Consider the following 20819-nt stretch of genomic DNA (forward strand, 5'->3'; position numbering starts at 1 on the left):
GAATAGTTAATGGCTAAGAAATTACCAGAAATGGGCGATTACAAATATGGTTTCCAAGACAAAGATGTATCTGTTTTCCGTTCTGAGCGTGGACTGACTCGTGAAATTGTTGAAGAAATTTCTTCAATGAAAGAAGAGCCGCAGTGGATGTTGGATTACCGCTTGAAATCATTAGAATTGTTTTACAGCATGCCTACACCGCAATGGGGTGGAGATCTTAACTCACTAAACTTTGACGAAATCACGTATTATGTTAAAGCTTCTGAAGGAACTGAACGTTCATGGGATGAAGTACCAGAAGAAATCAAGCGTACATTTGATAAACTAGGAATTCCTGAAGCTGAACAAAAATATTTAGCAGGGGTTTCTGCTCAATATGAATCAGAAGTTGTTTATCACAACATGAAACAAGACTTGACGGATTTGGGCATTGTCTTTAAAGATACAGATTCTGCACTTAAAGAAGATGAGGAACTGTTCAAGAAATATTGGGGTACTGTAATTCCGAACTCTGACAACAAATTTGCCGCTTTGAACTCTGCAGTTTGGTCAGGCGGATCATTCATCTACGTGCCGCCAGGTGTTAAAGTAGAATCGCCGCTACAAGCTTATTTCCGTATCAACTCGGAAAATATGGGGCAGTTCGAACGTACAATGATCATCGTTGACGAAGGCGCAAGCGTTCATTACGTTGAAGGATGTACAGCACCTGTTTTCACAACGAACTCGCTTCACAGTGCGGTTGTTGAAATCATCGTTAAAGAAAATGCTTATTGCCGTTATACGACAATCCAAAACTGGGCGAACAACGTCTACAACCTCGTTACGAAACGTGCAGTTGTTGATGCAAACGGTACGATGGAATGGATTGACGGAAACATCGGTTCAAAATTGACGATGAAATACCCTGCAATTCTTCTTCGCGGAGAAGGCGCACGCGGTATGACATTATCAATCGCGATTGCCGGAAAAGGACAACATCAAGACGCGGGCGCGAAAATGATGCACTTAGCGCCAAATACGTCTTCCACAATCGTTTCTAAATCAATTTCACAACACGGTGGAAAAGGAACTTACCGTGGAATCGTACATTTTGGTCGTAATGCAGACGGAGCACGCGCGAACATCGAGTGTGACGCATTGCTAATGGATGACATTTCAACATCTGATACAATTCCGTACAACGAAATCCTGAACGACAACATTTCACTTCAACACGAAGCAAGTGTTTCCAAAGTTTCAGAAGACCAGCTCTTCTACTTAATGAGCCGCGGTGTTCCTGAACTGGAAGCAATTGAAATGATCGTATTAGGCTTCATCGAGCCATTCACAAAAGAACTACCGATGGAATACGCAGTAGAAATGAACCGCTTGATTAAATTCGAGATGGAAGGTTCAATCGGTTAAAATCTTATAAACATTTAGAACACTGACACAATTGGCTTGTGTCAGTGTTTTTTTAATTTATTTCTTTGTGGCCAGTTTTATCCTGTTCAACTTCAAAATACCTTGAGCTAGATTTTTAATTTAGTAATTTAAATCATTTTATTGGAGGTAGCAAATGAACTTGACTGGAAATTGGTTAAGTATGGTTACGTATAAACGGTTAATATTTTATGTTTTGATCACATTGGTTTTGTTAGTTATCATCTATGGATTCACGTCAAAAAATAGAACTTCTATTGATAAAGCTGAAATTCCGGATAATGCAGGGGAAATAGAGGGGTATGTGGTATCCAAAAGAATGAGTTATATATGGGTAGCAGATGAACCAGTCAGTATATGGAGGAGAGTAGCGGGAATTGTAACCGAAGATTATGGCAAGGGACGTATTATGGTATACAGGCATGCTGATGCCGATAAGAACGTATTAAATGGCTTGAAGATAAACCAAAAAGTACGGGTATATTGTGATAATATAAAAGAATCAAATCCACCAAAAACATCAGCTTATTATGTGTATATAGTTAATGATGAGTAGGGTTGTATATAAAGGCAAACAGTGAAAAACTATATTTGTCTTTTTACTCTACCTTATAGTTTTTCAAATAAAATCGGCCTTTGTGGTCGGTTTTTGATTTTCAACAATTATTTGCAGAATAAATCATTGAATATATGATAGGATGAGAGTATTCAATAATCATATAAGGAATTCAACATTGTAATGCCGAAGGGGAGAATGGTAATGGAATTTATTATATTAGCTATTATTGCATTAGCGGCAGGAGTTATTGGAGCGCTCGTTGGATTGGGCGGCGGGATTATTCTTGTCCCAGCAACACTATTTATTGGTGTAAATCTTGGCATGATTTCTGGAATCACGCCACAAACTGTCGTAGGTTTATCAGTTATCATGATGATTTTTACGGGGCTTGGCTCAACGCTTTCAAATATGAAAACAAAAACCGTAGACTTTCGCAGCGGGTTCATTTTCTTTGCGGGCAGCATACCGGGAACGCTTCTCGGTGCATTTGTAAATAAAGGATTAGATCTGCCGTCTTTTAATTTATATTTTGGTATTTTACTTATTCTATTATCCATACTGTTACTCGTTCGTAATTATTTGAAACCCGTCAGTTGGTTTGTCAAACGTGGAAAGACGCGGGATTTTACGGATGAATCTGGTACATCATATACATATGGCTACCCGGTTTGGTTTGCATTATTATTAACATTTGGCGTTGGATTCGCATCCGGACTATTTGGAATCGGAGGCGGATCAATCATCGTTCCTGCTATGATTTTACTATTTTTATTCCCGCCTCATGTTGCAGTGGGGACGTCGATGTTCATGGTTTTTTTATCGGCCATCGTGAATTCGATTACGCATATTTCACTTGGCAACGTACCATGGATTTATACGATACCGGTTGTTCCGGCTGCGTATATTGGCGCGAAGCTAGGGACAAAGTTAAACCAGAAAATGAAATCCGAAACACTCGTATTCGCTTTACGAATCATACTTCTCCTTCTCGGTATTCGTTCGATTGTGGATGGTATTTGGGGGTGAATTGGAGGGTTCATAATGGAGACAATACATATTTATCATACAAATGACATACATAGTCATTTCGAAAATTGGCCTCAAATCAACCGGCTTCTCATTGAAAAAAGACAATCGCATGAAGCAGCAGGAGATGCATTTTTTCTTTTCGATATCGGAGACAATGTAGATCGATCGCATCCTTTTACTGAAGGAACCAAAGGAAAAGGGAATATCCGCTTGCTCAATGAAGCCGGCTATGATGCGGTGACAATTGGGAATAATGAAGGCATTACGATGTCGAAAGAAGCCCTTTCCTCGCTGTATGATGATGCGGAGTTTGATGTTATTCTCGGAAATCTTGTGGATTTGGATGGTGAATTTCCGCAATGGGCAAGTGAATACAAGATATATGAAACCGATAGAGGAACAAAAATAGGGGTTATTGGTGCGACAGCATTATATACACAGTTTTATGCTACCTTAGGGTGGAGAATATTGCCTCCGCGGGAGAAATTGAAAGAAATTGCTGAGAAAATTGCATCGAAGGCAGATATACTTATTTGTTTATCACATATGGGACTTGCGGAAGATGAAAAGCTAGCAAAAGAGTGTCCGCTCATCGATGTCATTTTAGGAGCCCATACGCATCATCTCTTCACTGATGGAGAGTTTGTCGGGAATACCCTTCTGGCGGCGACAGAGAAGTACGGAGACTATACAGGCCATGTCACAATCGAGTTCGACGAAGTGATGAAACGGGTCAGTGATAAGAGGGCAACTTTATATCCGTCAGAAACTTTGCCGGTTAACGACGATGATGTTAAAAAACTTAATGAATTACTCGACCTCGGGAAACTAGCGATGCAAGAAAAGCTTTTTTACAATCCAAGCCCATTAAAGCAAAATCTATTTGCGCCGAGTCCGTTATCTGCTTTTTTCGGTCGTGCTTTGATCGATTATACCAAGGCGGATTGTGCCATGTTTAACGCCGGAATTTTTCTTGGGAGCCTTGACAGCGGCTGGGTAACGAAAGAAGATATGCATTCGTTGTTGCCGCACCCGATAAATGTCTGCGTGATTTCTCTTGAAGGAACGGAATTGCTGGAAATCTTCGATTTATCGTTGAATGAAGAATGGCCAAAAGTAACAGTGAAGGGATTAGGATTCCGCGGGGCATTAATGGGAGCCATGTTATATGAAAGGTTATATAAAAATAGATACGGGCAACTTTTTGCGGGCAATCGCGAAGTTGTTCCAGGCGAGATTTATACGCTAGCCACACTTGATATGTTTACTTTCGGCTTCTTTTTTCCATCTCTAAAATACGCAAAAAAGGATTATTATATGCCCGAATTAATCCGGGACATCGCAAGTGACTATGGTCGTAAATATTTCAGAGAATCAACGGCTCCTCCTGAGCATAATCTATAGCAGGAGGAGTCGTTTTGAGATTTCAAGGACAGGTAAGACGAAGATCAAAGTTCCGAAGAGGAAAATGGGTGCCGCTATTAATCCCTGCGATCTTATTTGCCATCGTCTTCTTTTTCTATTTGGTCAATATCAGACTTACGCCAACATATGTCTCATATGCTGAAGTCCAAACGCAAAAAATTGCATCACACGTCATTAGTCAGGCGATTAGTACGCGAATTGCAAATGTCCTCGATGTGAATGATATCATCGAACATGTTCCAACGGAAACGTCGAATATGGTTACGACTAAATTTAATACGCAAATCATAAACAGAGTGTTAGCAGATACGCGAAATCTTGTCGAGATGCATTTAGCTCAAGCCGAAGCCGGGAATCTAGACATGTTGCCGCTTACCGACGATATAGAATACGATCCGGAAAAAATGGAAGATCAAGGCGGTGTTGTCTTTTTCGTCCCGATCGGTCAAGCAACGAATATACCGCTTCTTGGGAATCTAGGACCAAAAATACCAATCCGCTTTCATGTGATCGGGGACGTACAAGCAAATGTATCTGCATCGATTGAAGAGTTCGGTATTAATAATGCGTATATCGAAGTGAACATTTTGCTGCGAGTAAATGTCCAAATAATCGTTCCGCTTGCGGCAAAAACAAGTGTTGTTGAACAGAAAATACCGGTTGCAATTGGTTTAGTTCAGGGAGCTGTACCGCATATTTTTAGTTCAGGAGATGGTGGTGCAGGAGCTCCGTCATTCGAAGTTCCAGTTCCGCTTCCGGCAGGAGAGTAAATAGCGCAGTTGAAAAATAGGATGAATCATGTTAGTATTAGCTATAGAAAAAAATATCGATAGGGTAGAGGCTGCATTGCTTAAGAGTAACTCACGCGAGAAAGACATTCGAAGACCGTGGTGAAAGGAAGCTTTGCCGAAGTTTAATGGGTTTGTCAAGCCGATTAAGCTGGGGTCATTCCGAATAGGGATGACACTGTCATACTGCGAATGCGCGTATGATGAGCTACAAATCGTGCGTTTGATAATCGATTTATCCAACACAACGATAGCGTAGAAAGAGCCGGTTCCTAATGCATCTAGCATGCAAATGGACCGGTTTTTTAATTCCCTGAATACCTCGCCTTACGAAACGGAGGAAATCAAGAATGATTGGAACATGGTTGTCTATACTGCCGCCAATAATTGCCATACTCATGGTGCTGGCGACGAGAAGGGTTCTGCTGTCACTCGGTGCGGGAATTATTTCTGCCGCATTACTAGCCGCATCCTTTTCACCTATGGAATCGGTACAAAATTTATGGAACGCGATGATCGTCTCCTTCTGGGAGGAAGGCGCTTTAAATACATATACCATTTATATTATGTTATTTATCCTTCTGTTAGGCGTTATTACCGCATTTGTTAGTTTGTCAGGTGGAAGCCGGGCTTTCGCTGAATGGGCATTGCATCGTATTAAAACGAAACGAGGCGCAAAACTGCTAACGGTTTTCCTAGGAATAATTATTTTTGTTGACGATTACTTCAATTCACTTGCAGTTGGTCAAATAGCTCGGCCGATAACTGATCAGCACAAAATTTCACGTGCGAAACTAGCTTATTTCATTGATTCAACATCAGCGCCAATTTGTGTTGTTTCACCGATATCAAGTTGGGGAGCTTATTTAATTGGACAACTTGCATTGATTTTCGGTGGCGCTGCTGCGATTAGCTATTCACCGTTGTCGGCATTCATCATGATGGCGCCGATGAATTTTTATGTCATTGCAACTCTTGCTATCGTATTCTTCTTTGCTTGGAACGACATTGACTTATTTGAAATGAAAAAACATGAAAAACTTGCGACAGAAAAAGGGCAATTATACAGTCCCGATAAAGAAATCCCGGGACAATTGAAAGAAGATTTTCCAGTGCATGCTCATGGCCGTGTGAGAGACCTTGTAGCACCGATTGTTGCGTTAGTCGGCGTGACACTTCTAATGATGGTGTGGACTGGCTACTCGGCAAGTGTTGCCGATGGATTGGAAATTAGCATTTGGTCGATATTTGAAAATACGGATGTTCCTTTTTCATTACTTTCAGGTGGTTTAGCGGGCACAATCCTAGCTGCTATTTTGTATTTGTCGCAAATGAAACAAAATGAAACAGCTAGTTATCCGCTTATGGGGCGTGCACTTGTTAGTGGTATAAAGTCCATGTTACCTGCAGTCTTCATCTTGATTTTTGCGTGGGCATTAACCGATCTAATCGCGGTGTTAGAAACAGGCGTATACTTGTCTAGTGTCGTGACGAACGCTAACCTTCCCGTGGCATTTTTACCGGTCATCATGTTTATCCTTGCAGGTTTGATGGCTTTCTCAACTGGAACATCATGGGGGTCATTCGGTATTCTAATTCCGATTGCTGCTCAAATTATGATCGATGCAGCGCCTGAAATGTTGTTGCCTTCGCTAGCCGCGGTTCTTGCTGGAGCTGTTTTCGGAGATCATAGTTCGCCGATATCTGATACGACAATCCTTTCATCTACTGGTGCTGGATGTAATCATATGGATCATGTTACGACGCAACTGCCTTACGCTTTAATCAGTGCTGCGATTGCTTGTGTTGGGTATTTAGTCTTAGGTTTTACAGGTGCAATTTGGTTGGGCCTACTCGCCGTAATTATTATATTAATAATTCTATTTACGGTGTTGATTCTACGGAATAATAAACGGGAAATCCCATCAACTGAATAATGTTCAAAATAAAGAAGTGATGACTTGTCATCACTTCTTTATTTTTTTCATAGTATTAATGGAGAAAAAAGTATTTTGACAATTATCAGATAGGTAGTTATAATAAACTAGAAGACTGTGATTTAATCTTCAGACAAATAGAATTCGAGTTTTACAAAACGGGGGAGGAAAAAGTATGAAACAACGATCACAGTGGGGCACACGGGCGGGCTTTATATTGGCCGCGGTCGGTTCCGCAGTAGGACTCGGCAACATCTGGCGTTTTCCGTATGTAGCATACGAGAACGGAGGCGGCGCATTCTTTATACCATATTTATTTGCATTGCTTACTGCAGGAATTCCGATTTTGATAATGGAGTTCACCATCGGACATAAGTACCGTGGCTCTGCACCGCTTTCTTTTTTCCGCATGGGAGGCAAGAGAGCAGAATGGATGGGTTGGTGGGGCATTTTCGTCTCATTCGTCATCTCGACCTATTACGCTGTCATCATCGCATGGGCGATGAAGTATACGGTCTATTCGTTTAATATGGCTTGGGGATCAGATACGCAAAGTTTCTTATTTGGCGATGTACTGAAATTAGCCGAGACTCCGGGTGATGTCGGTGGATTCGTCCCAGGCGTGTTATTACCTCTTATACTAGTTTGGGCAATTGCTTTTATTATTTTATTCGCTGGTGTAAAAAGAGGAATCGAACTTGCGAACCGGATATTCATACCGACGCTTGTCGTTGTGTTTTTACTTGTTGTAATTCGAGCGGTTACACTTGATGGGGCACTGCTCGGGCTAGATGCATTTTTTAAACCTGATTTAAGCAAGTTAGCCAATCCGACCGTTTGGGTCGCGGCATATGGGCATATTTTCTTCAGTTTATCAATTGCCTTTGCCATCATGATCACTTACTCGAGTTATCTTCCGAAAAAATCAGATATAACGAACAACGCATTTATCACCGGGTTTGCCAACTCGGCATTTGAACTATTAGCCGGAATCGGTATTTTCGCAGCACTTGGGTTCATGGCAACACAAGCTAATGTTGCGGTTGCTGATGTGGCATCAGCTGGCGTTGGTTTAGCATTCGTTGTTTTCCCGCAAATCATTAATGAGATGCCGGGCATGAATGGAATATTCGGGGCATTGTTCTTCTTGTCTCTCGTCTTGGCGGGTCTAACTTCACTGATTTCTATTTCTGAAACGTATATTGCTGGTATAGCTGACAAATTTAATATTTCAAGAAGCAAGTCTGTTATATTCACGGTCGGTTTAGCCGCGATCATTTCTACATTGTTTGCGACACGCGGAGGATTATTCTTCCTGGATGTAGCGGATTACTTCATCAACCAATTCGGTGTGGCAGCGATCGGGCTTGTTGAAGTAGTACTCATCGCTTGGTTTTTCAGAAAGGTCGATGTATTCGAAAGGCATGCAAATGCATTATCAGACATCCAAATTCGTTCTTGGTGGAAAATTTGCTTAGGATTCATTACCCCGTTAGTGCTCGGTTATATGATGTTCGGTTTAATACGCACAAACGTGATGAAACTACATGAGCAGCCTGACGGCAGCTTAGGTAACTACGAAGGATACAGCGATGCATTTATCTTGTATGGCGGATGGTCGGTTGCCTTGTTCGCGCTGGCAATGGGAATTATATTCACATTGTTCAAATGGAAACAGAACACGATTGAAGAAACCGATTATGTAGAAACGAAGGAGGATTCATTATGAGTGGTGGAGCAATATTGATGATGGTCGTCGGAATCCTCATAATATGGGGAGGACTAGCGGCAAGTATCGTAAACGCAGTGGTTAAATCAAGAGCTAGCAAATAATATGAGAAAGTGCCCGACAAAACGGGCACTTTCTTTTTTTTTTAGATTCCTAAAATCTCTGTGAGGTTGTTCAGATAATGTAAATGTGATACATTAAAAACAGTCAAAGAAATGCGCTAATTATGTGAATCCTTCACCTAGATTGGAAAGAATGGAGTCGGTAAACGTGTCATGTAGACCAGAACGTGGAAAAAAGTCAGAACATTTAAGAAAACCCGAGTGGCTCAATATTAAATTAAATACGAATGAAAACTACAGAGGACTTAAGAAATTAATGCGGGAACAAAATCTAAATACGGTTTGTGAAGAAGCCCGCTGTCCGAATATCCATGAATGCTGGGGTGAACGCCGTACCGCCACTTTCATGATTTTAGGGGCGACTTGTACGCGCGCGTGCCGCTTCTGCGCTGTAAACACAGGATTACCCAACGAACTTGACCTGGCTGAACCAGAACGCGTTGCTGATTCAGTACAACTTATGAATTTAAAACATGTTGTTGTAACGGCTGTTGCTCGTGATGACCAAAAAGATGGCGGATCTGCAGTTTTTGCAGAAACAATTCGCGCGATCCGCAGGAAAAACCCATTTACTACGATAGAAGTTCTTCCTTCTGATATGGGCGGGGTCTATGAAAATCTAGAACGTATCATGGATGCTAAACCAGATATTCTAAATCATAATATTGAAACGGTACGCCGTCTAACGCCGAGAGTTCGTGCACGTGCAACGTATGACCGTTCACTTGAATTGCTCCGGCGAGCAAATGAAATGTACCCGGACATCCCAACGAAATCTTCGTTGATGCTCGGTCTTGGCGAAACGCATGAAGAAATTCTAGAGACAATGGACGACCTAAGAGCAAACAATGTAGACATCATGACAATTGGTCAATACTTACAACCAACGAAAAAACATTTAGTTGTTCAAAAATATTATACGCCACAAGAATTTGGCGAATTAAGAAAAATTGCAATGTCAAAAGGGTTCTCCCACTGTGAAGCTGGGCCGCTCGTTCGTTCAAGTTACCATGCAGATGAACAAGTTAACGCAGCCGCTAAAGAAAGACAGCGATTAGGTGAAGAGAAGCTTGAAGAAACTCTGCAAAGTTGAGTGGCGGTGAAAAGATAAATGATAACACTTGAAAATTGGGAATATGAAATCATCAAAGATTTTCGAAATGGTTTTCAAGAAGAAGCTTTGCTAGAACGGTATAGCGAAGTGTTGCAAAAATATGATTATATACTCGGTGATTGGGGATATGGGCAACTTCGATTAAAAGGTTTTTTTGATGACCGTAATCAGAAAGCTACTTATGAGACTAAAATAAGTACTTTGCAAGATTATCTTTACGAGTATTGTAATTTCGGGTGTGCTCACTTTGTCTTGAAGAAGGTAGGCAAAGTTAAAAAAATATAACCAGTCAACGGGCGCCCATGTAAAGATCTCACGAGATCAATACAAGGGCTTCCTTTTTTTATGTCCACGTATGGTAGAATATAAAAGGATATCGAATTTAGATGAGAGGGGTAAACAAATGTATTTCATTGATCGAAATCAAATAGAAAATGCACTGACCCATATGGAAAAATTGCTGACGCTTTACAACGAAGAAAAAGAGTGGACGAGTGATCTAATTCATTCCCTCGCAGTAGCTCGACTTAGTCATGTTGTTATCGAATCAATTATCGATGTCGGCAATTCAATGATTGACGGCTTTATCATGCGCGATCCAGGGAGTTATGAGGATATTATCGACATTATGGAAGATGAAAAAGTGATAACAGCCGATATGACTGATCCATTAAAGGATGTCATTGATCTTCGGAAAATGATTGTCAGAGATTTTATCAATGTAAACACGGGAACGGTCATTGAAGTTTTAAACCAATCAATGGATGCGCTGATTGCATTTCCGACGAAAGTTCGTCACTATCTAGATCATGAACTGGGACCGGTATCTGCATTTTTACCTGTCGAGGAGGAACTATGAAGAAATATAACGTATATTGTCTTGACCTGGATGGCACTGTATATCACGGGACAGAGCCGATTCCTGAAGCAGTGTCTTTCATTGCAAACTTGCAATCACAAGGCATCGAACCTTATTACATAACAAATAATTCGACAGCAACACCAGAACAAGTTATAGAAAAGCTTGCCTCTTTTGGAATCAGAACATCGGTCGAGCAAATTATGACGTCGGCAATCGTCTCGGCAAATTATTGCAAAAAACATTATGACGGAGCTACGGTTCAAATTATTGGTGAAAAAGGATTACATGACGCGTTAGTTTCGGCAGGTTTGAAAATCGTAAAGGAAAATCCTGATATTGTCGTTGTGGGACTTGACCGCGAAGTAAATTATGCGAAGTTCACCGAAATTGCCTTGGCGATCCGCTCGGGTGCAAAATTTATCGCGACCAATGGGGATAAAGCAATTCCGACAGAGCGAGGTTTGTTACCTGGCGCAGGATCAATCGTCAAACTTGTGGAATTTACAACAGGGGTAAAGCCTGTCTTTATCGGAAAACCAGAGTCGCATATGTTAGCTTTTATAAAAGAGGAAAACGGGTATAGTAAAGACGAAATGGTGATGGTGGGCGATAATTATGACACGGATATTCTTTCCGGGATTCACTATGGAATCGACACCATTTATGTAGAGGGCGGCGTTACATCGGTAGAAGAACTTTTAAGCAAAGACAAACAACCGACTCATATAGTTAAATCGCTTGCGGATTGGCAACTATAAAAAAACTTTCCGTGTAAGAACACGGAAAGTTAATAAATTCGGGCGAACTTTAGCCCTTCTAAAAGAGCGGATTATCTTCTATGAATTGATAGATGCGCTCTGTCAGTTCCTCAGATGTATCGGCTTCTACAATTTCACCATTGACCAAAGCATAAAGTGATTCAGCGCATATTGTACAATAGCTTAAACAACCATATTCGAGAACATCGAGGTTGGGATCTAGCTCTAGTTTTTCTAAAGTTTTATGTGAACCGTTTGCAAGATTACTCATGCAAAATTCGACAATTGGATTCACGGAGATCACCTCACTATTAGGAATCCTACTACTTTATGATGCATCCGTCAATTTCTCAGCCTTATTGTGAAACATGTCACAACTTGATATAATCAAATACGAGAAGCCAACGGAAATTGAGTTACAAAGGAGAAAAATATGAGAAAACTTGTCTTATTAGGTGCTGGATACGGGAATATGCGTATTTTACTGCGTCTTTTAACGAAGGATTTACCTAGCAACATTGAAATAACTCTAGTCGACCGTACTCCATTTCACAGTCTGAAAACAGAGTTTTACGCACTTGCCGCAGGAACGGTATCAGATTCAGTTGTACGTGTACCATTACCTGTTCACGATCAGCTAAAAGTGGTAGAAGGCGAAATTATCGAAATTTCTCCTGATGAAAAAAGTGTGTATCTTGATGATGGACAAATCATTACGTACGATGAACTTGTTATCGGCCTCGGTTGTATGGACAATTATCATGATGTGCCAGGCGCGGCGGAACATACATATAGCATTCAAACAATTGGCAAGTCGCGTATAACCTATGAAAAATTATTAGGTCTCGGCGGCGGGGCGACTGTTGCAATCGTCGGAGCCGGCTTGAGTGGAATCGAACTTGCGAGTGAACTTCGCGAAAGCAGACCCGATTTGACGATTAAGTTATTTGATCGCAGTCCTCGAATTTTAAGAGATTTTCCAGAACGATTAAGTAATTATGTAAAAGGTTGGTTTGACGAGCATAACGTTGACGTTGTCGCGGAATCAAACATTACGAAAGTTGGTCCGGGTGTGCTATATAACCATGAAGAGACCATTCCGGTAGATGCGGTTGTTTGGACAGCGGGAATTCGTCCGGTTACTCCCGTACAAAATATTGATACAGAAAAAGGTGACTCAGGTCGCCTAGTGTTAAATAAATATCACCAGTTACCAAATTATAATGATGTTTATGTAGCAGGAGATTGCGCAGCTCTTCCTTACGCGCCAAGTGCGCAAGTCGCAGAGGAACAAGCAGAGCAAATTGTAAAAGTCTTGCGTCATGTGTGGAATGAAGAACCGCTGCCTGAAAAAATGCCGGAAATCAAATTGAAAGGTTTCCTAGGTTCATTAGGTAAAAAGCAAGGCTTCGCCTACCTCGCAGACCGCACCGTAACAGGCCGCATCGCACGTCTACTAAAATCAGGCGTACTATGGATGTACAAACGCCATAATGGCTAATGAAAAGGAAAAAGTATGGATGAGATTTTTCAACAAAAATCTCATTCCATACTTTTTTTGATCCATTATTTAAGTAATTGTTTATTATATGAATCATTGATTTCCGTTTCGTGCGGACGCTTTCCACGTGCATCATTTACTAGCCTCATAGCCAAGCTTCTCAAGCGCATTAAAAACAGGTTTCAATTGGATATGGCCTTCGCCGATCATTTCATCGTTAATCATGACTAGCGGATAAAAATATTCGTCGTTGCGGACTTTTTCGGCAATTTCATTTTGTCGATCATTCTCAATTGTAGAATCGATATCAATGTACTCGATGTTGAAAGGTTGTTCAGGATATTTTCGACTGATGGCAGCTTCTAACCATTCATGCGTATCCTTGGCGGACGGGGCATTTACACAGCTTGCACAAATCACATCTGCACCGTAAACTTCAATCACTACATTAGGATTTTTCAATTAAAAACACTCCTTTGGAATTCAAAGATGGATTTTTTCTTCTTTCCAGTTTATAATGATTATTATAAGGAAAGGGGACGAAATTAAATGACTGATGCAGCATTAACAGAACCAGTACAAGAAGTACTAAATAAATTACGCCCATTTCTTCTTCGCGATGGAGGAGACTGTGAGCTCGTCGATGTTGAGAATGGTATCGTAAAACTTCGCCTTCTCGGTGCTTGCGGCACATGCCCAAGTTCAACGATTACACTAAAAGCGGGTATTGAACGCGCTCTGCTCGAAGAAGTTCCAGGCGTAGTAGAAGTAGAACAAGTATTTTAACTTGAAAATTACTCCATTAAAAAGGCCTGATTCGGGCCTTTTTTTGGTTTACTTTAGTAACGCTCCAACTTTATTATAGCTTAACCAACATTAAAAACGAGTTTTTTTGATTGCATAGAACGTCGAAAGATTGCTACAATAGATGTAAAGGATAGGGAAGGTGAACGTAAATGACTCAATTAGTTGAACTATCAGAAGCGGCAGCATACCGCGTTAAAGAAATGATGCGTCATAATGGGGAAGAAGGTTCATACCTCCGTGTCGCGATTAATGGCGGTGGGTGCAGCGGACTCACTTATGGTTTAGGATTTGAGAGAGAATTGACCGATAAAGATCAGTTACTGAAGCAACATGACATCGAAATGATTGTTGCGAACGACGATGTAGATATATTAAAAGGTACGCAAATTGATTATAAAGAATCCCTCATGGGGGGCGGATTCACGATTAATAATCCGAACGCAATATTATCATGCGGTTGCGGAACCTCATTCAGAACAGCGACAAAGGTCGGTTCACCGGAAGACTGTTAAAAAAATATCTCGGAATTATTACATCCGAAGCATTCTATTAAATTAAGGATCCTTCTAAAAAAGCATTTAGGAGGGTCTGTTTTTTTTGCTTGCACATCTACACGACTGCCTATTCAGTATTTTCATACCATTCCCAATTAAATTGCGGTATTGAAATACCCTTCCAAAAGGGCTAATATAGGAGAGAGTAAGTTTGTTAAAAATGTGACGGCAACTCGGAACGTGTAAATTTAGTGCAGAGAGCTCTGCATGTCATTTTACCTGTTCTGAGTAAAATAAAAAATTAAAAGGTGGTTCGATCTTCGTGAAAAGACCGACAATATTAGTTTTAGGTGCAGGATACGGCGGCTTATCAACAGTTGTTAATTTACAAAAATCTTTGGGAGCCAATGAGGCTAACATCGTTCTTATTAATAAAAATGACTATCACTATGAATCTACATGGTTGCATGAAGCATCTGCGGGGACACTATCTCCTGAACAAGTGCGTTATGATATCAAAGATGTAATTGCATCTCATGTTGATTTTGTTCAAGCGACCGTTGAGGCAATCGATGTAAAAGGGAAAGTTGTAACGACAAATGTCGGAACGCATACATACGATTACCTCGTTATTTCACTCGGTTTCGAAGGTGAAACATTCGGTATTCCTGGACTTGATAAATATGCTTTGTCGATTGCAAACGTTAAAGCAGCTCGTCAAATCCGCGAACATATTGAATACCAATTCGCGACTTGGTCACTAGAAACGGAGAAAGACGATAGCCGTCTAACGATTATTGTCGGCGGGGCTGGATTCACAGGAATCGAATTCTTGGGTGAATTAGGTAATCGTGTACCTGAACTTTGTAAAGAGTTTGATGTTCCATTCGAAAAAGTACGTGTGCTTTGCGTTGAAGCGGCGCCAATGGTTCTTCCAGGATTCGATGAGGACCTTGTTAAATATGCGGTTAGTCAACTAGAATCAAAAGGCATCGAGTTTTCAATCGGGACACCAGTTGTGGAAGCGACTGAAGAAGGCGTGAAAATTAAAACAGGCGAAGATGAGTTTGAATTCATTAAAGCGGGTACAGTTGTATGGGCTGCAGGCGTACGCGGTAACCGTCTAATCGAAGAAACGGGTATTGAAAACATGCGTGCACGCGTCAAAGTGGACAAAGATCTTCGCGCACCGGGTTATTCTGACGTATTTATCGTTGGAGACTGTGCACTTATGATCAACGAAGAAATCAACCGTCCATATCCGCCAACAGCTCAAATTGCGATGCAACAAGGTGATATGTGTGCCAACAATATTATTGCACTTTTAAAAGGACAACCAACAGAAGATTTTACACCAGATATTAAAGGTGCTATTTGTTCACTTGGAAGTGACGATGCGATTGGTGTCGCATTTGGCAAGAAATTGACCGGTAAAAAGGCCTCATTCATGAAGAAAGTGGTTGATAATCGCTCGCTATTCCTCATTGGCGGAATCGGTTTAACAATTAAAAAAGGTAAATTCAATATATTATAATAAGAGGTTTGCAAAGCATCTACCTGTCAGTTTTTAATTGACAGGAGATGCTTTTTTCAAATTGGAGGTCTTAAGATGTCGCGGAAAAAAAGAGGAAACGTTTGGCTGGGTGCTGCAGGTTTAGTCAGGCATAGTAATGGAAATTGGCTTGTTGTAAAGAAAAAATACAGTGCTTTAATGGGGAAATGGTCTTTTCCGGCTGGTTTTGTCGATGTTGGAGAAACAGCGGACATTGCAGCAGTTCGCGAAGTGAAAGAAGAGACGGGAATTGACTGCAAAGTCGTGGCCATGATCGGGTTTCGAACAGGCGTGTTGCAAGATGAAATAAGCGATAATTTAGCAATTTTTCTCCTGAAGCCTATCGATGAAAATCAACCCATCATACCTCAAGAGGAAGAAATTTCTGAAGTTGCTTGGAAAAGTCCAGCAGAATTGAAAGCGGATAAAAATGTGTCCGTTATGATTCATGAAATTGCGGAACATGTATTGGAATCAGGCTTTGATGAAATATTAAATGTAAATCCGGGAGATGGATTCGGGTATACGTCTTACAAATTATATTTCAATAAGTAATGGTCAAGACATTGCATCTTAAATCTGACAAATTATCGAACTAGTGATGTTCTGTTGAATGCTTCCGACAATTCATGTAAAATTATGAATGGAAAATGGAGGTTACCCTAATGACTTTTATGAATGCTTTAGCGATTGCAGCAGCCTCGCCACAAGGATCGATTTCACTTGTTCATGTCGTGTTATCCGTACTTATATTTATCGTGATCTTTTTCGGTATCGGATTTTTATTGAATATGTTACTTCGAATGACCTGGCTAATGGCGATTATTTATCCGATTATCGTTATTCTAATCATTGATGAAGTGAAAATATACGAATATATAACGAAACCAGCATATGCGTTTAAACTTTTGGGCGTGAAATTCATGGCGCTTCAAACAGCAGACATTATCATACTAACAAGCGGTCTTGTCGGCGCAATTATTTCTGGATTTGTCATGAAATTACTCCGCAAGCAAGGATATCAAATGTTCTAATTCAATATTAAAAAGAGAGGTTAGCAAATTATTGCTGAACCTCTCTTTTCCATTTCTTAAACAAAATAAGTATAAATAATAATCGAAATTATAACACCGGTGACGGCACCAGCGAATACCTCACTCGGCTTATGTCCCAGCAAAGTTTTTAATTCTTTGATTTTCTGTTCTTCGTCTTTTTTCTGCCAGCCCTTCGCTTCTTGTACAAAAGTTTGAAAGTCGACCCGCATTTGGTTAATGATGATTGCTTGTTGACCTGCCTGGAAACGAATTCCAGTTGCATCAAACATCACGATGACCGCAAAAATCGCCGAGACTGCAAAAAGTGGCGAATCGATTCCCGTTTCGTAAGCAATTGCAGTTGTGAGAGATGTGACTGCAGCTGAATGGGAGCTTGGCATCCCGCCGGTAGAAGTCATGAGCTTCCAGTCAAGTTTTCGAGTGATTAGAAATTTAATCGGGATTTTAATGAACTGCGCAAAAATAATACCGAATAATGCCGCAAGAAGCGGGATATTTTGAAAAATAGCCATTTAAATTTACAACTCTTTTCTACGAAAAATATTATCGATAGTATACCATATAAAACCAATAGAAGAACAGAAATCATAAAAATGAGAAAGGTCATTTCTAACAAATGAAATTATAGTCTATAATTAAAGATGTACTTAAAAAGGGGGATTCTAATGAAAATTAATATGGTCGAACAAAATTTTAACAAGGTTGAAACTGAAGTCCTTATCATTGGTGTACCCGAACATCCGGAAAATACTCAAGGGTGGGAAGACTTCGTTGCATCCTATAGCAACAGTTTTCCTGAGTGGGTAAGATCGGGTCAGATAAAAACTGATTATAAACAAGTTGTTAAAATGCCGGCTTTTAATGAGAACGGATTCGAACGAATTTTGTTTATAGGGCTTGGAGCGAAAAGAAAATTAAGTGAAGATCGGCTGCGTGCAGTATTTGCAACCGTCGGGAAAGAACTTTCAGACATGAAAGCTTCCTCAGTTGCCATTTGGCCGACTCCATTTACAAATGAAAAAATAACGGATGAGGATGTAGCCTTTATTGCGGCCGAAGGAATTGGACTTGGCATGTATAAGTTTGCAGGCTATAAAACTGATTCCAATGAACGCGACGTTTCACTTGAAGAAGTGTCATTTTTATCAGATACAAATCAAGATGAGTTTAAGGCAGCTTTTGAAGTAGGAAGCATAAATGCCCAGGCAGTAAATGAGGCGCGAAACCTTGTGAATATGCCGCCAAATATGTTAACTGCGACTGAAATGGCAAACTATGCCCGTCAACTTGCGGAAAAATATGATTTTGAAATCGAAGTTCTCGGAAGAAAAGAAATGGAAGAGCAGGGAATGGGCGCGATCCTAGCGGTCAATAAAGGATCCGTTGAAGAACCGCAACTCATTGTTTTAAAATATACTGCAACCGATACATGGGAAGACGTTGTCGGGCTCGTCGGAAAAGGGATTACATACGACACAGGAGGTTATTCACTAAAACCGCGTGACGGTATGGTTGGCATGAAAGGCGATATGGGTGGAGCGGCTGCTGTCCTTGGCGCCATGCAAATCATTGGGGAAACACGTCCCGCGAAAAACGTCATAGCCGTCATTGCTTCAACTGATAATATGGTATCTGGCGATGCCTTTAAACCGGATGATGTCATCACGTCGTTAAGCGGTAAAACAATTGAAGTGTTAAATACGGATGCAGAAGGTCGTCTCGTTCTTGCAGATGCGGTTACATTTGCCAAGCAAGCCGGTGCAGACTATTTAATCGACGTAGCGACGCTCACAGGAGGCGTTATCGTTGCATTAGGCAAAGACAAGACGGGAGCACTTACAAACGATGAGGCGTTCTTTGAAGAGTTTATGCATGCAGCAACCGAAACGGGAGAATTTGTTTGGAGACTTCCATTAACTGAAAGCGATAAGAAACGTCTTCGCAAAAGTGAAGTAGCTGATTTAAATAACTCCCCAGGTCGCGATGGTCATGCGATATTCGGCGGGGGATTCATCGGAGAATTTGTCGGTGATACGCCTTGGATTCATTTGGATATTGCAGGTACTTCAGACGCGAGTTCTGCCCATGATCTCGGTCCAAAAGGAGCAACTGGCGTTATGGTCCGCACGCTTGCGACAGTTGTCGAACGCATGGCAAATACCGATATAAACAACTAATAGGCTGCTGTCCTCTTTCTCATGTTCTTGTTTGAATAGGATAAGTGAGAAGTGAGAAGTGAGAAGTGAGAAGTGAGAAGGGGGAAGGTAAATTGCCTAGAGGATTTCACGGCCATCACGGCCATCACAGCCATCGCGGACATAGACACGGCGGCTTTGGTTTTGGAGGATTTGGAGGACCATTTATTGGAGGATTAGCAGGCGGTCTCTTAGGAAGCGTATTGTTTGATGGATTCGACGGAGGCTACCCACCGTACTACGGTTACCCATATGCCCCGTATCCGTACTACGGCTATCCGCCATATGGATATTATCGACCGTTTTAATAATTTGAAGAAAAAAGCATGGAAACCGATATAACCGGTCTCCATGCTTTTATTATAATTTTTCTTTTTTCGCTTGTTCAACAACTTCTGCTAAATCATCGCCCACAGTATGTTTAGTCGGTTTTACACCTGACATATATGCGGCTCTACTCATCAAATGGCCGCCAATGGGGGCAGTAATGAATAAGAAAAGAATGCCGAGAAGGATTTTTATACTAAAATGTCCTTCGTTTAGCCAAAAGTGAAAGAACACTCCGACCAAGATGCTGAGCACGCCTAGCGTAGCGCTTTTAGAAGCTGCATGTGCACGTGTGTAAACATCAGGTAGACGTATGACGCCGATAACTGTAACGACCGTGAAAATGAGTCCTATACCGATTGTAGCAACGATTAGTGTATTAGTAATTACGGTCACGCTCGATTATCTTTCCTTTCTCTATAAAATTGGAGAAGCTAACTGTCCCAATAAACGATAAAACTGCAAGTAGTAAAATCACTTCTAAGAAAAATCCAGTTTCAAATAAAATAGAAAGTAGCGCTGTTGCTGAAATAAACATAACGCCAATAGCATCAAGGGCGACAAGTCGATCCGGAATCGAAGGTCCGCGGAAAATTCGATACAACATACCTACCATTGATAAAATGACAACAATTAGAGAAATCCAAATGAATGTCATCATGGACGACTCACCTCCTTGATTGCTTTTTCAAACGTGTTTTTAATTGAATCGATTGCATCATCGACATCATCTGCGTCTATCGCATGAACGTATAAAATGTTTTGATCATCAGAAACATGAACGACAATCGTTCCCGGCGTTAACGTAATAAGGCTAGAAAGCAATGTAATTTCCCAATCTTGTTCAAGGTCAGTCGGCAGCGCAAAGATTCTAGGTTGGATATCCAGTTTCGGACGAAGCACCAAGCGCAACACTGAAATATTGGACATTATTAATTCCCGGATGAAAAGGAACGTTAACTTAATCGCAGCCCAAAGTCGTTCAATATAAAGTCTCTCATGAAAAAATCGTCTCATCATTAGAAGGAGAATGAACCCGATTAAATAACCGATGACGAATGTCGTAACCGTCATCGATGAGCTCAAGAACATCCAGACGAGCGCGATGAAAAAGTTTAACAGTATTTGGAAAGCCATCGT

26 protein-coding genes and 1 riboswitch are annotated in these 20819 nt (G+C 40.9%); of the genes, 20 read left to right on the plus strand and 6 right to left on the minus strand.

The annotated features are described in order from the left end of the window. The first annotated feature begins 9 nt into the window (after positions 1-9). The 12 genes from sufB to G8782_RS16285 all read left to right on the plus strand — a co-directional run bounded on the left by sufB (position 10) and on the right by G8782_RS16285 (position 11748). Positions 10-1407 carry a Fe-S cluster assembly protein SufB gene (sufB, locus tag G8782_RS16230; RefSeq protein WP_172373109.1) on the plus strand — a complete coding sequence of 466 codons (1398 nt, stop codon included), beginning with the start codon at positions 10-12 and terminating at the stop codon, positions 1405-1407. 154 nt (positions 1408-1561) lie between these two features. Next, a complete protein-coding gene (locus G8782_RS16235) occupies positions 1562-1981 on the plus strand; it encodes a DUF3221 domain-containing protein (protein ID WP_172373111.1) in 420 nt (139 codons plus the stop codon). Between the two features lie 204 nt (positions 1982-2185). Next, on the plus strand, positions 2186-3010 hold the full coding sequence (locus G8782_RS16240; RefSeq protein ID WP_172373113.1) for a sulfite exporter TauE/SafE family protein: 825 nt from the start codon (positions 2186-2188) through the stop codon (positions 3008-3010). Positions 3011-3025: 15 nt separating this feature from the next. Then, positions 3026-4417, plus strand: a complete 1392-nt coding sequence (locus G8782_RS16245) for a bifunctional metallophosphatase/5'-nucleotidase (RefSeq protein WP_216667910.1) — start codon at positions 3026-3028, stop codon at positions 4415-4417. Positions 4418-4431: 14 nt separating this feature from the next. After that, complete coding sequence (gene yunB, locus G8782_RS16250) at positions 4432-5208, plus strand: sporulation protein YunB (protein ID WP_172373114.1); 777 nt, start codon at positions 4432-4434, stop codon at positions 5206-5208. Positions 5209-5265: 57 nt separating this feature from the next. Further along, a riboswitch (Lysine riboswitch) is annotated at positions 5266-5445 on the plus strand. A gap of 131 nt (positions 5446-5576) precedes the next feature. Further along, a complete protein-coding gene (locus tag G8782_RS16255; RefSeq protein ID WP_172373115.1) occupies positions 5577-7163 on the plus strand; it encodes a Na+/H+ antiporter NhaC family protein in 1587 nt (528 codons plus the stop codon). A gap of 175 nt (positions 7164-7338) precedes the next feature. Further along, entirely contained in the window at positions 7339-8892 is a 1554-nt protein-coding gene (locus tag G8782_RS16260) for a sodium-dependent transporter (RefSeq protein ID WP_172373116.1), read from the plus strand. Beyond that, positions 8889-8996: a methionine/alanine import family NSS transporter small subunit gene (locus G8782_RS16265; RefSeq protein ID WP_172373117.1), complete on the plus strand. Its 108-nt coding sequence runs from the start codon at positions 8889-8891 to the stop codon at positions 8994-8996. Before G8782_RS16260 ends, G8782_RS16265 begins: the two co-directional genes overlap by 4 nt. Positions 8997-9147: 151 nt before the next feature. After that, on the plus strand, positions 9148-10107 hold the full coding sequence (gene lipA / locus G8782_RS16270) for a lipoyl synthase (RefSeq protein ID WP_172373118.1): 960 nt from the start codon (positions 9148-9150) through the stop codon (positions 10105-10107). Between the two features lie 18 nt (positions 10108-10125). Further along, positions 10126-10413 carry a YutD family protein gene (locus G8782_RS16275; protein WP_172373119.1) on the plus strand — a complete coding sequence of 96 codons (288 nt, stop codon included), beginning with the start codon at positions 10126-10128 and terminating at the stop codon, positions 10411-10413. A 118-nt stretch (positions 10414-10531) separates the two neighbouring features. Further along, entirely contained in the window at positions 10532-10987 is a 456-nt protein-coding gene (locus G8782_RS16280) for a DUF86 domain-containing protein (RefSeq protein ID WP_172373120.1), read from the plus strand. After that, positions 10984-11748: a TIGR01457 family HAD-type hydrolase gene (locus G8782_RS16285; protein ID WP_172373121.1), complete on the plus strand. Its 765-nt coding sequence runs from the start codon at positions 10984-10986 to the stop codon at positions 11746-11748. The genes G8782_RS16280 and G8782_RS16285 overlap by 4 nt, the downstream gene beginning before the upstream one ends. Positions 11749-11806: 58 nt before the next feature. On the opposite strand, the gene G8782_RS16290 is transcribed toward G8782_RS16285, so the two are convergent. Beyond that, positions 11807-12043: a YuzB family protein gene (locus G8782_RS16290; RefSeq protein WP_172373122.1), complete on the minus strand. Its 237-nt coding sequence runs from the start codon at positions 12041-12043 to the stop codon at positions 11807-11809. Positions 12044-12181: 138 nt separating this feature from the next. Between G8782_RS16290 and G8782_RS16295 the strand changes: the two genes are divergently transcribed. After that, complete coding sequence (locus G8782_RS16295) at positions 12182-13249, plus strand: NAD(P)/FAD-dependent oxidoreductase (protein WP_172373124.1); 1068 nt, start codon at positions 12182-12184, stop codon at positions 13247-13249. A gap of 132 nt (positions 13250-13381) precedes the next feature. Here G8782_RS16295 and G8782_RS16300 read toward each other — a convergent pair whose 3' ends face one another. Continuing rightward, positions 13382-13711, minus strand: coding sequence for a YuzD family protein (locus tag G8782_RS16300; protein WP_172373126.1), 330 nt, complete (start codon positions 13709-13711; stop codon positions 13382-13384). Between the two features lie 87 nt (positions 13712-13798). On the opposite strand from G8782_RS16300, the gene G8782_RS16305 reads away from it, so the two are divergent. The 5 genes from G8782_RS16305 (at position 13799) to G8782_RS16325 (ending at position 17136) form a co-directional block, all read left to right on the plus strand. After that, complete coding sequence (locus tag G8782_RS16305) at positions 13799-14035, plus strand: NifU family protein (RefSeq protein ID WP_172373129.1); 237 nt, start codon at positions 13799-13801, stop codon at positions 14033-14035. 170 nt (positions 14036-14205) lie between these two features. Further along, positions 14206-14568, plus strand: a complete 363-nt coding sequence (locus tag G8782_RS16310; RefSeq protein ID WP_172373131.1) for a HesB/IscA family protein — start codon at positions 14206-14208, stop codon at positions 14566-14568. Between the two features lie 304 nt (positions 14569-14872). Further along, positions 14873-16084, plus strand: coding sequence for an FAD-dependent oxidoreductase (locus G8782_RS16315; protein ID WP_172373133.1), 1212 nt, complete (start codon positions 14873-14875; stop codon positions 16082-16084). Between the two features lie 75 nt (positions 16085-16159). After that, positions 16160-16657, plus strand: coding sequence for an NUDIX domain-containing protein (locus G8782_RS16320; RefSeq protein WP_172373134.1), 498 nt, complete (start codon positions 16160-16162; stop codon positions 16655-16657). Positions 16658-16776: 119 nt separating this feature from the next. Continuing rightward, positions 16777-17136 (plus strand): YuiB family protein, encoded by a 360-nt coding sequence (locus tag G8782_RS16325; RefSeq protein WP_172373186.1) that lies wholly within the window; start codon positions 16777-16779, stop codon positions 17134-17136. A 56-nt stretch (positions 17137-17192) separates the two neighbouring features. Here G8782_RS16325 and G8782_RS16330 read toward each other — a convergent pair whose 3' ends face one another. Next, positions 17193-17669: a divergent PAP2 family protein gene (locus G8782_RS16330; protein ID WP_172373135.1), complete on the minus strand. Its 477-nt coding sequence runs from the start codon at positions 17667-17669 to the stop codon at positions 17193-17195. A gap of 153 nt (positions 17670-17822) precedes the next feature. Here G8782_RS16330 and G8782_RS16335 point away from each other — a divergent pair, with 153 nt between their 5' ends. Next, complete coding sequence (locus G8782_RS16335; protein WP_172373136.1) at positions 17823-19334, plus strand: leucyl aminopeptidase; 1512 nt, start codon at positions 17823-17825, stop codon at positions 19332-19334. Between the two features lie 92 nt (positions 19335-19426). Next, positions 19427-19660 (plus strand): hypothetical protein, encoded by a 234-nt coding sequence (locus tag G8782_RS16340; RefSeq protein ID WP_172373137.1) that lies wholly within the window; start codon positions 19427-19429, stop codon positions 19658-19660. A 52-nt stretch (positions 19661-19712) separates the two neighbouring features. Here G8782_RS16340 and mnhG read toward each other — a convergent pair whose 3' ends face one another. From mnhG to G8782_RS16355, 3 genes are read right to left on the minus strand one after another with little or no spacing between them, the layout of a single operon-like run. Continuing rightward, the gene (gene mnhG, locus G8782_RS16345; RefSeq protein WP_172373138.1) at positions 19713-20075 is read right to left on the minus strand and encodes a monovalent cation/H(+) antiporter subunit G; all 363 of its coding nucleotides are present in this window, start codon (positions 20073-20075) and stop codon (positions 19713-19715) included. After that, positions 20059-20340 (minus strand): Na(+)/H(+) antiporter subunit F1, encoded by a 282-nt coding sequence (locus tag G8782_RS16350; protein ID WP_172373139.1) that lies wholly within the window; start codon positions 20338-20340, stop codon positions 20059-20061. Before G8782_RS16350 ends, mnhG begins: the two co-directional genes overlap by 17 nt. Further along, entirely contained in the window at positions 20337-20816 is a 480-nt protein-coding gene (locus G8782_RS16355; protein WP_172373147.1) for a Na+/H+ antiporter subunit E, read from the minus strand. The genes G8782_RS16350 and G8782_RS16355 overlap by 4 nt, the downstream gene beginning before the upstream one ends. Positions 20817-20819 lie beyond the last annotated feature (3 nt).

The sequence above is a fragment of the Sporosarcina jiandibaonis genome, assembly GCF_013184495.1.
Lineage (GTDB): Bacteria > Bacillota > Bacilli > Bacillales_A > Planococcaceae > Sporosarcina > Sporosarcina jiandibaonis.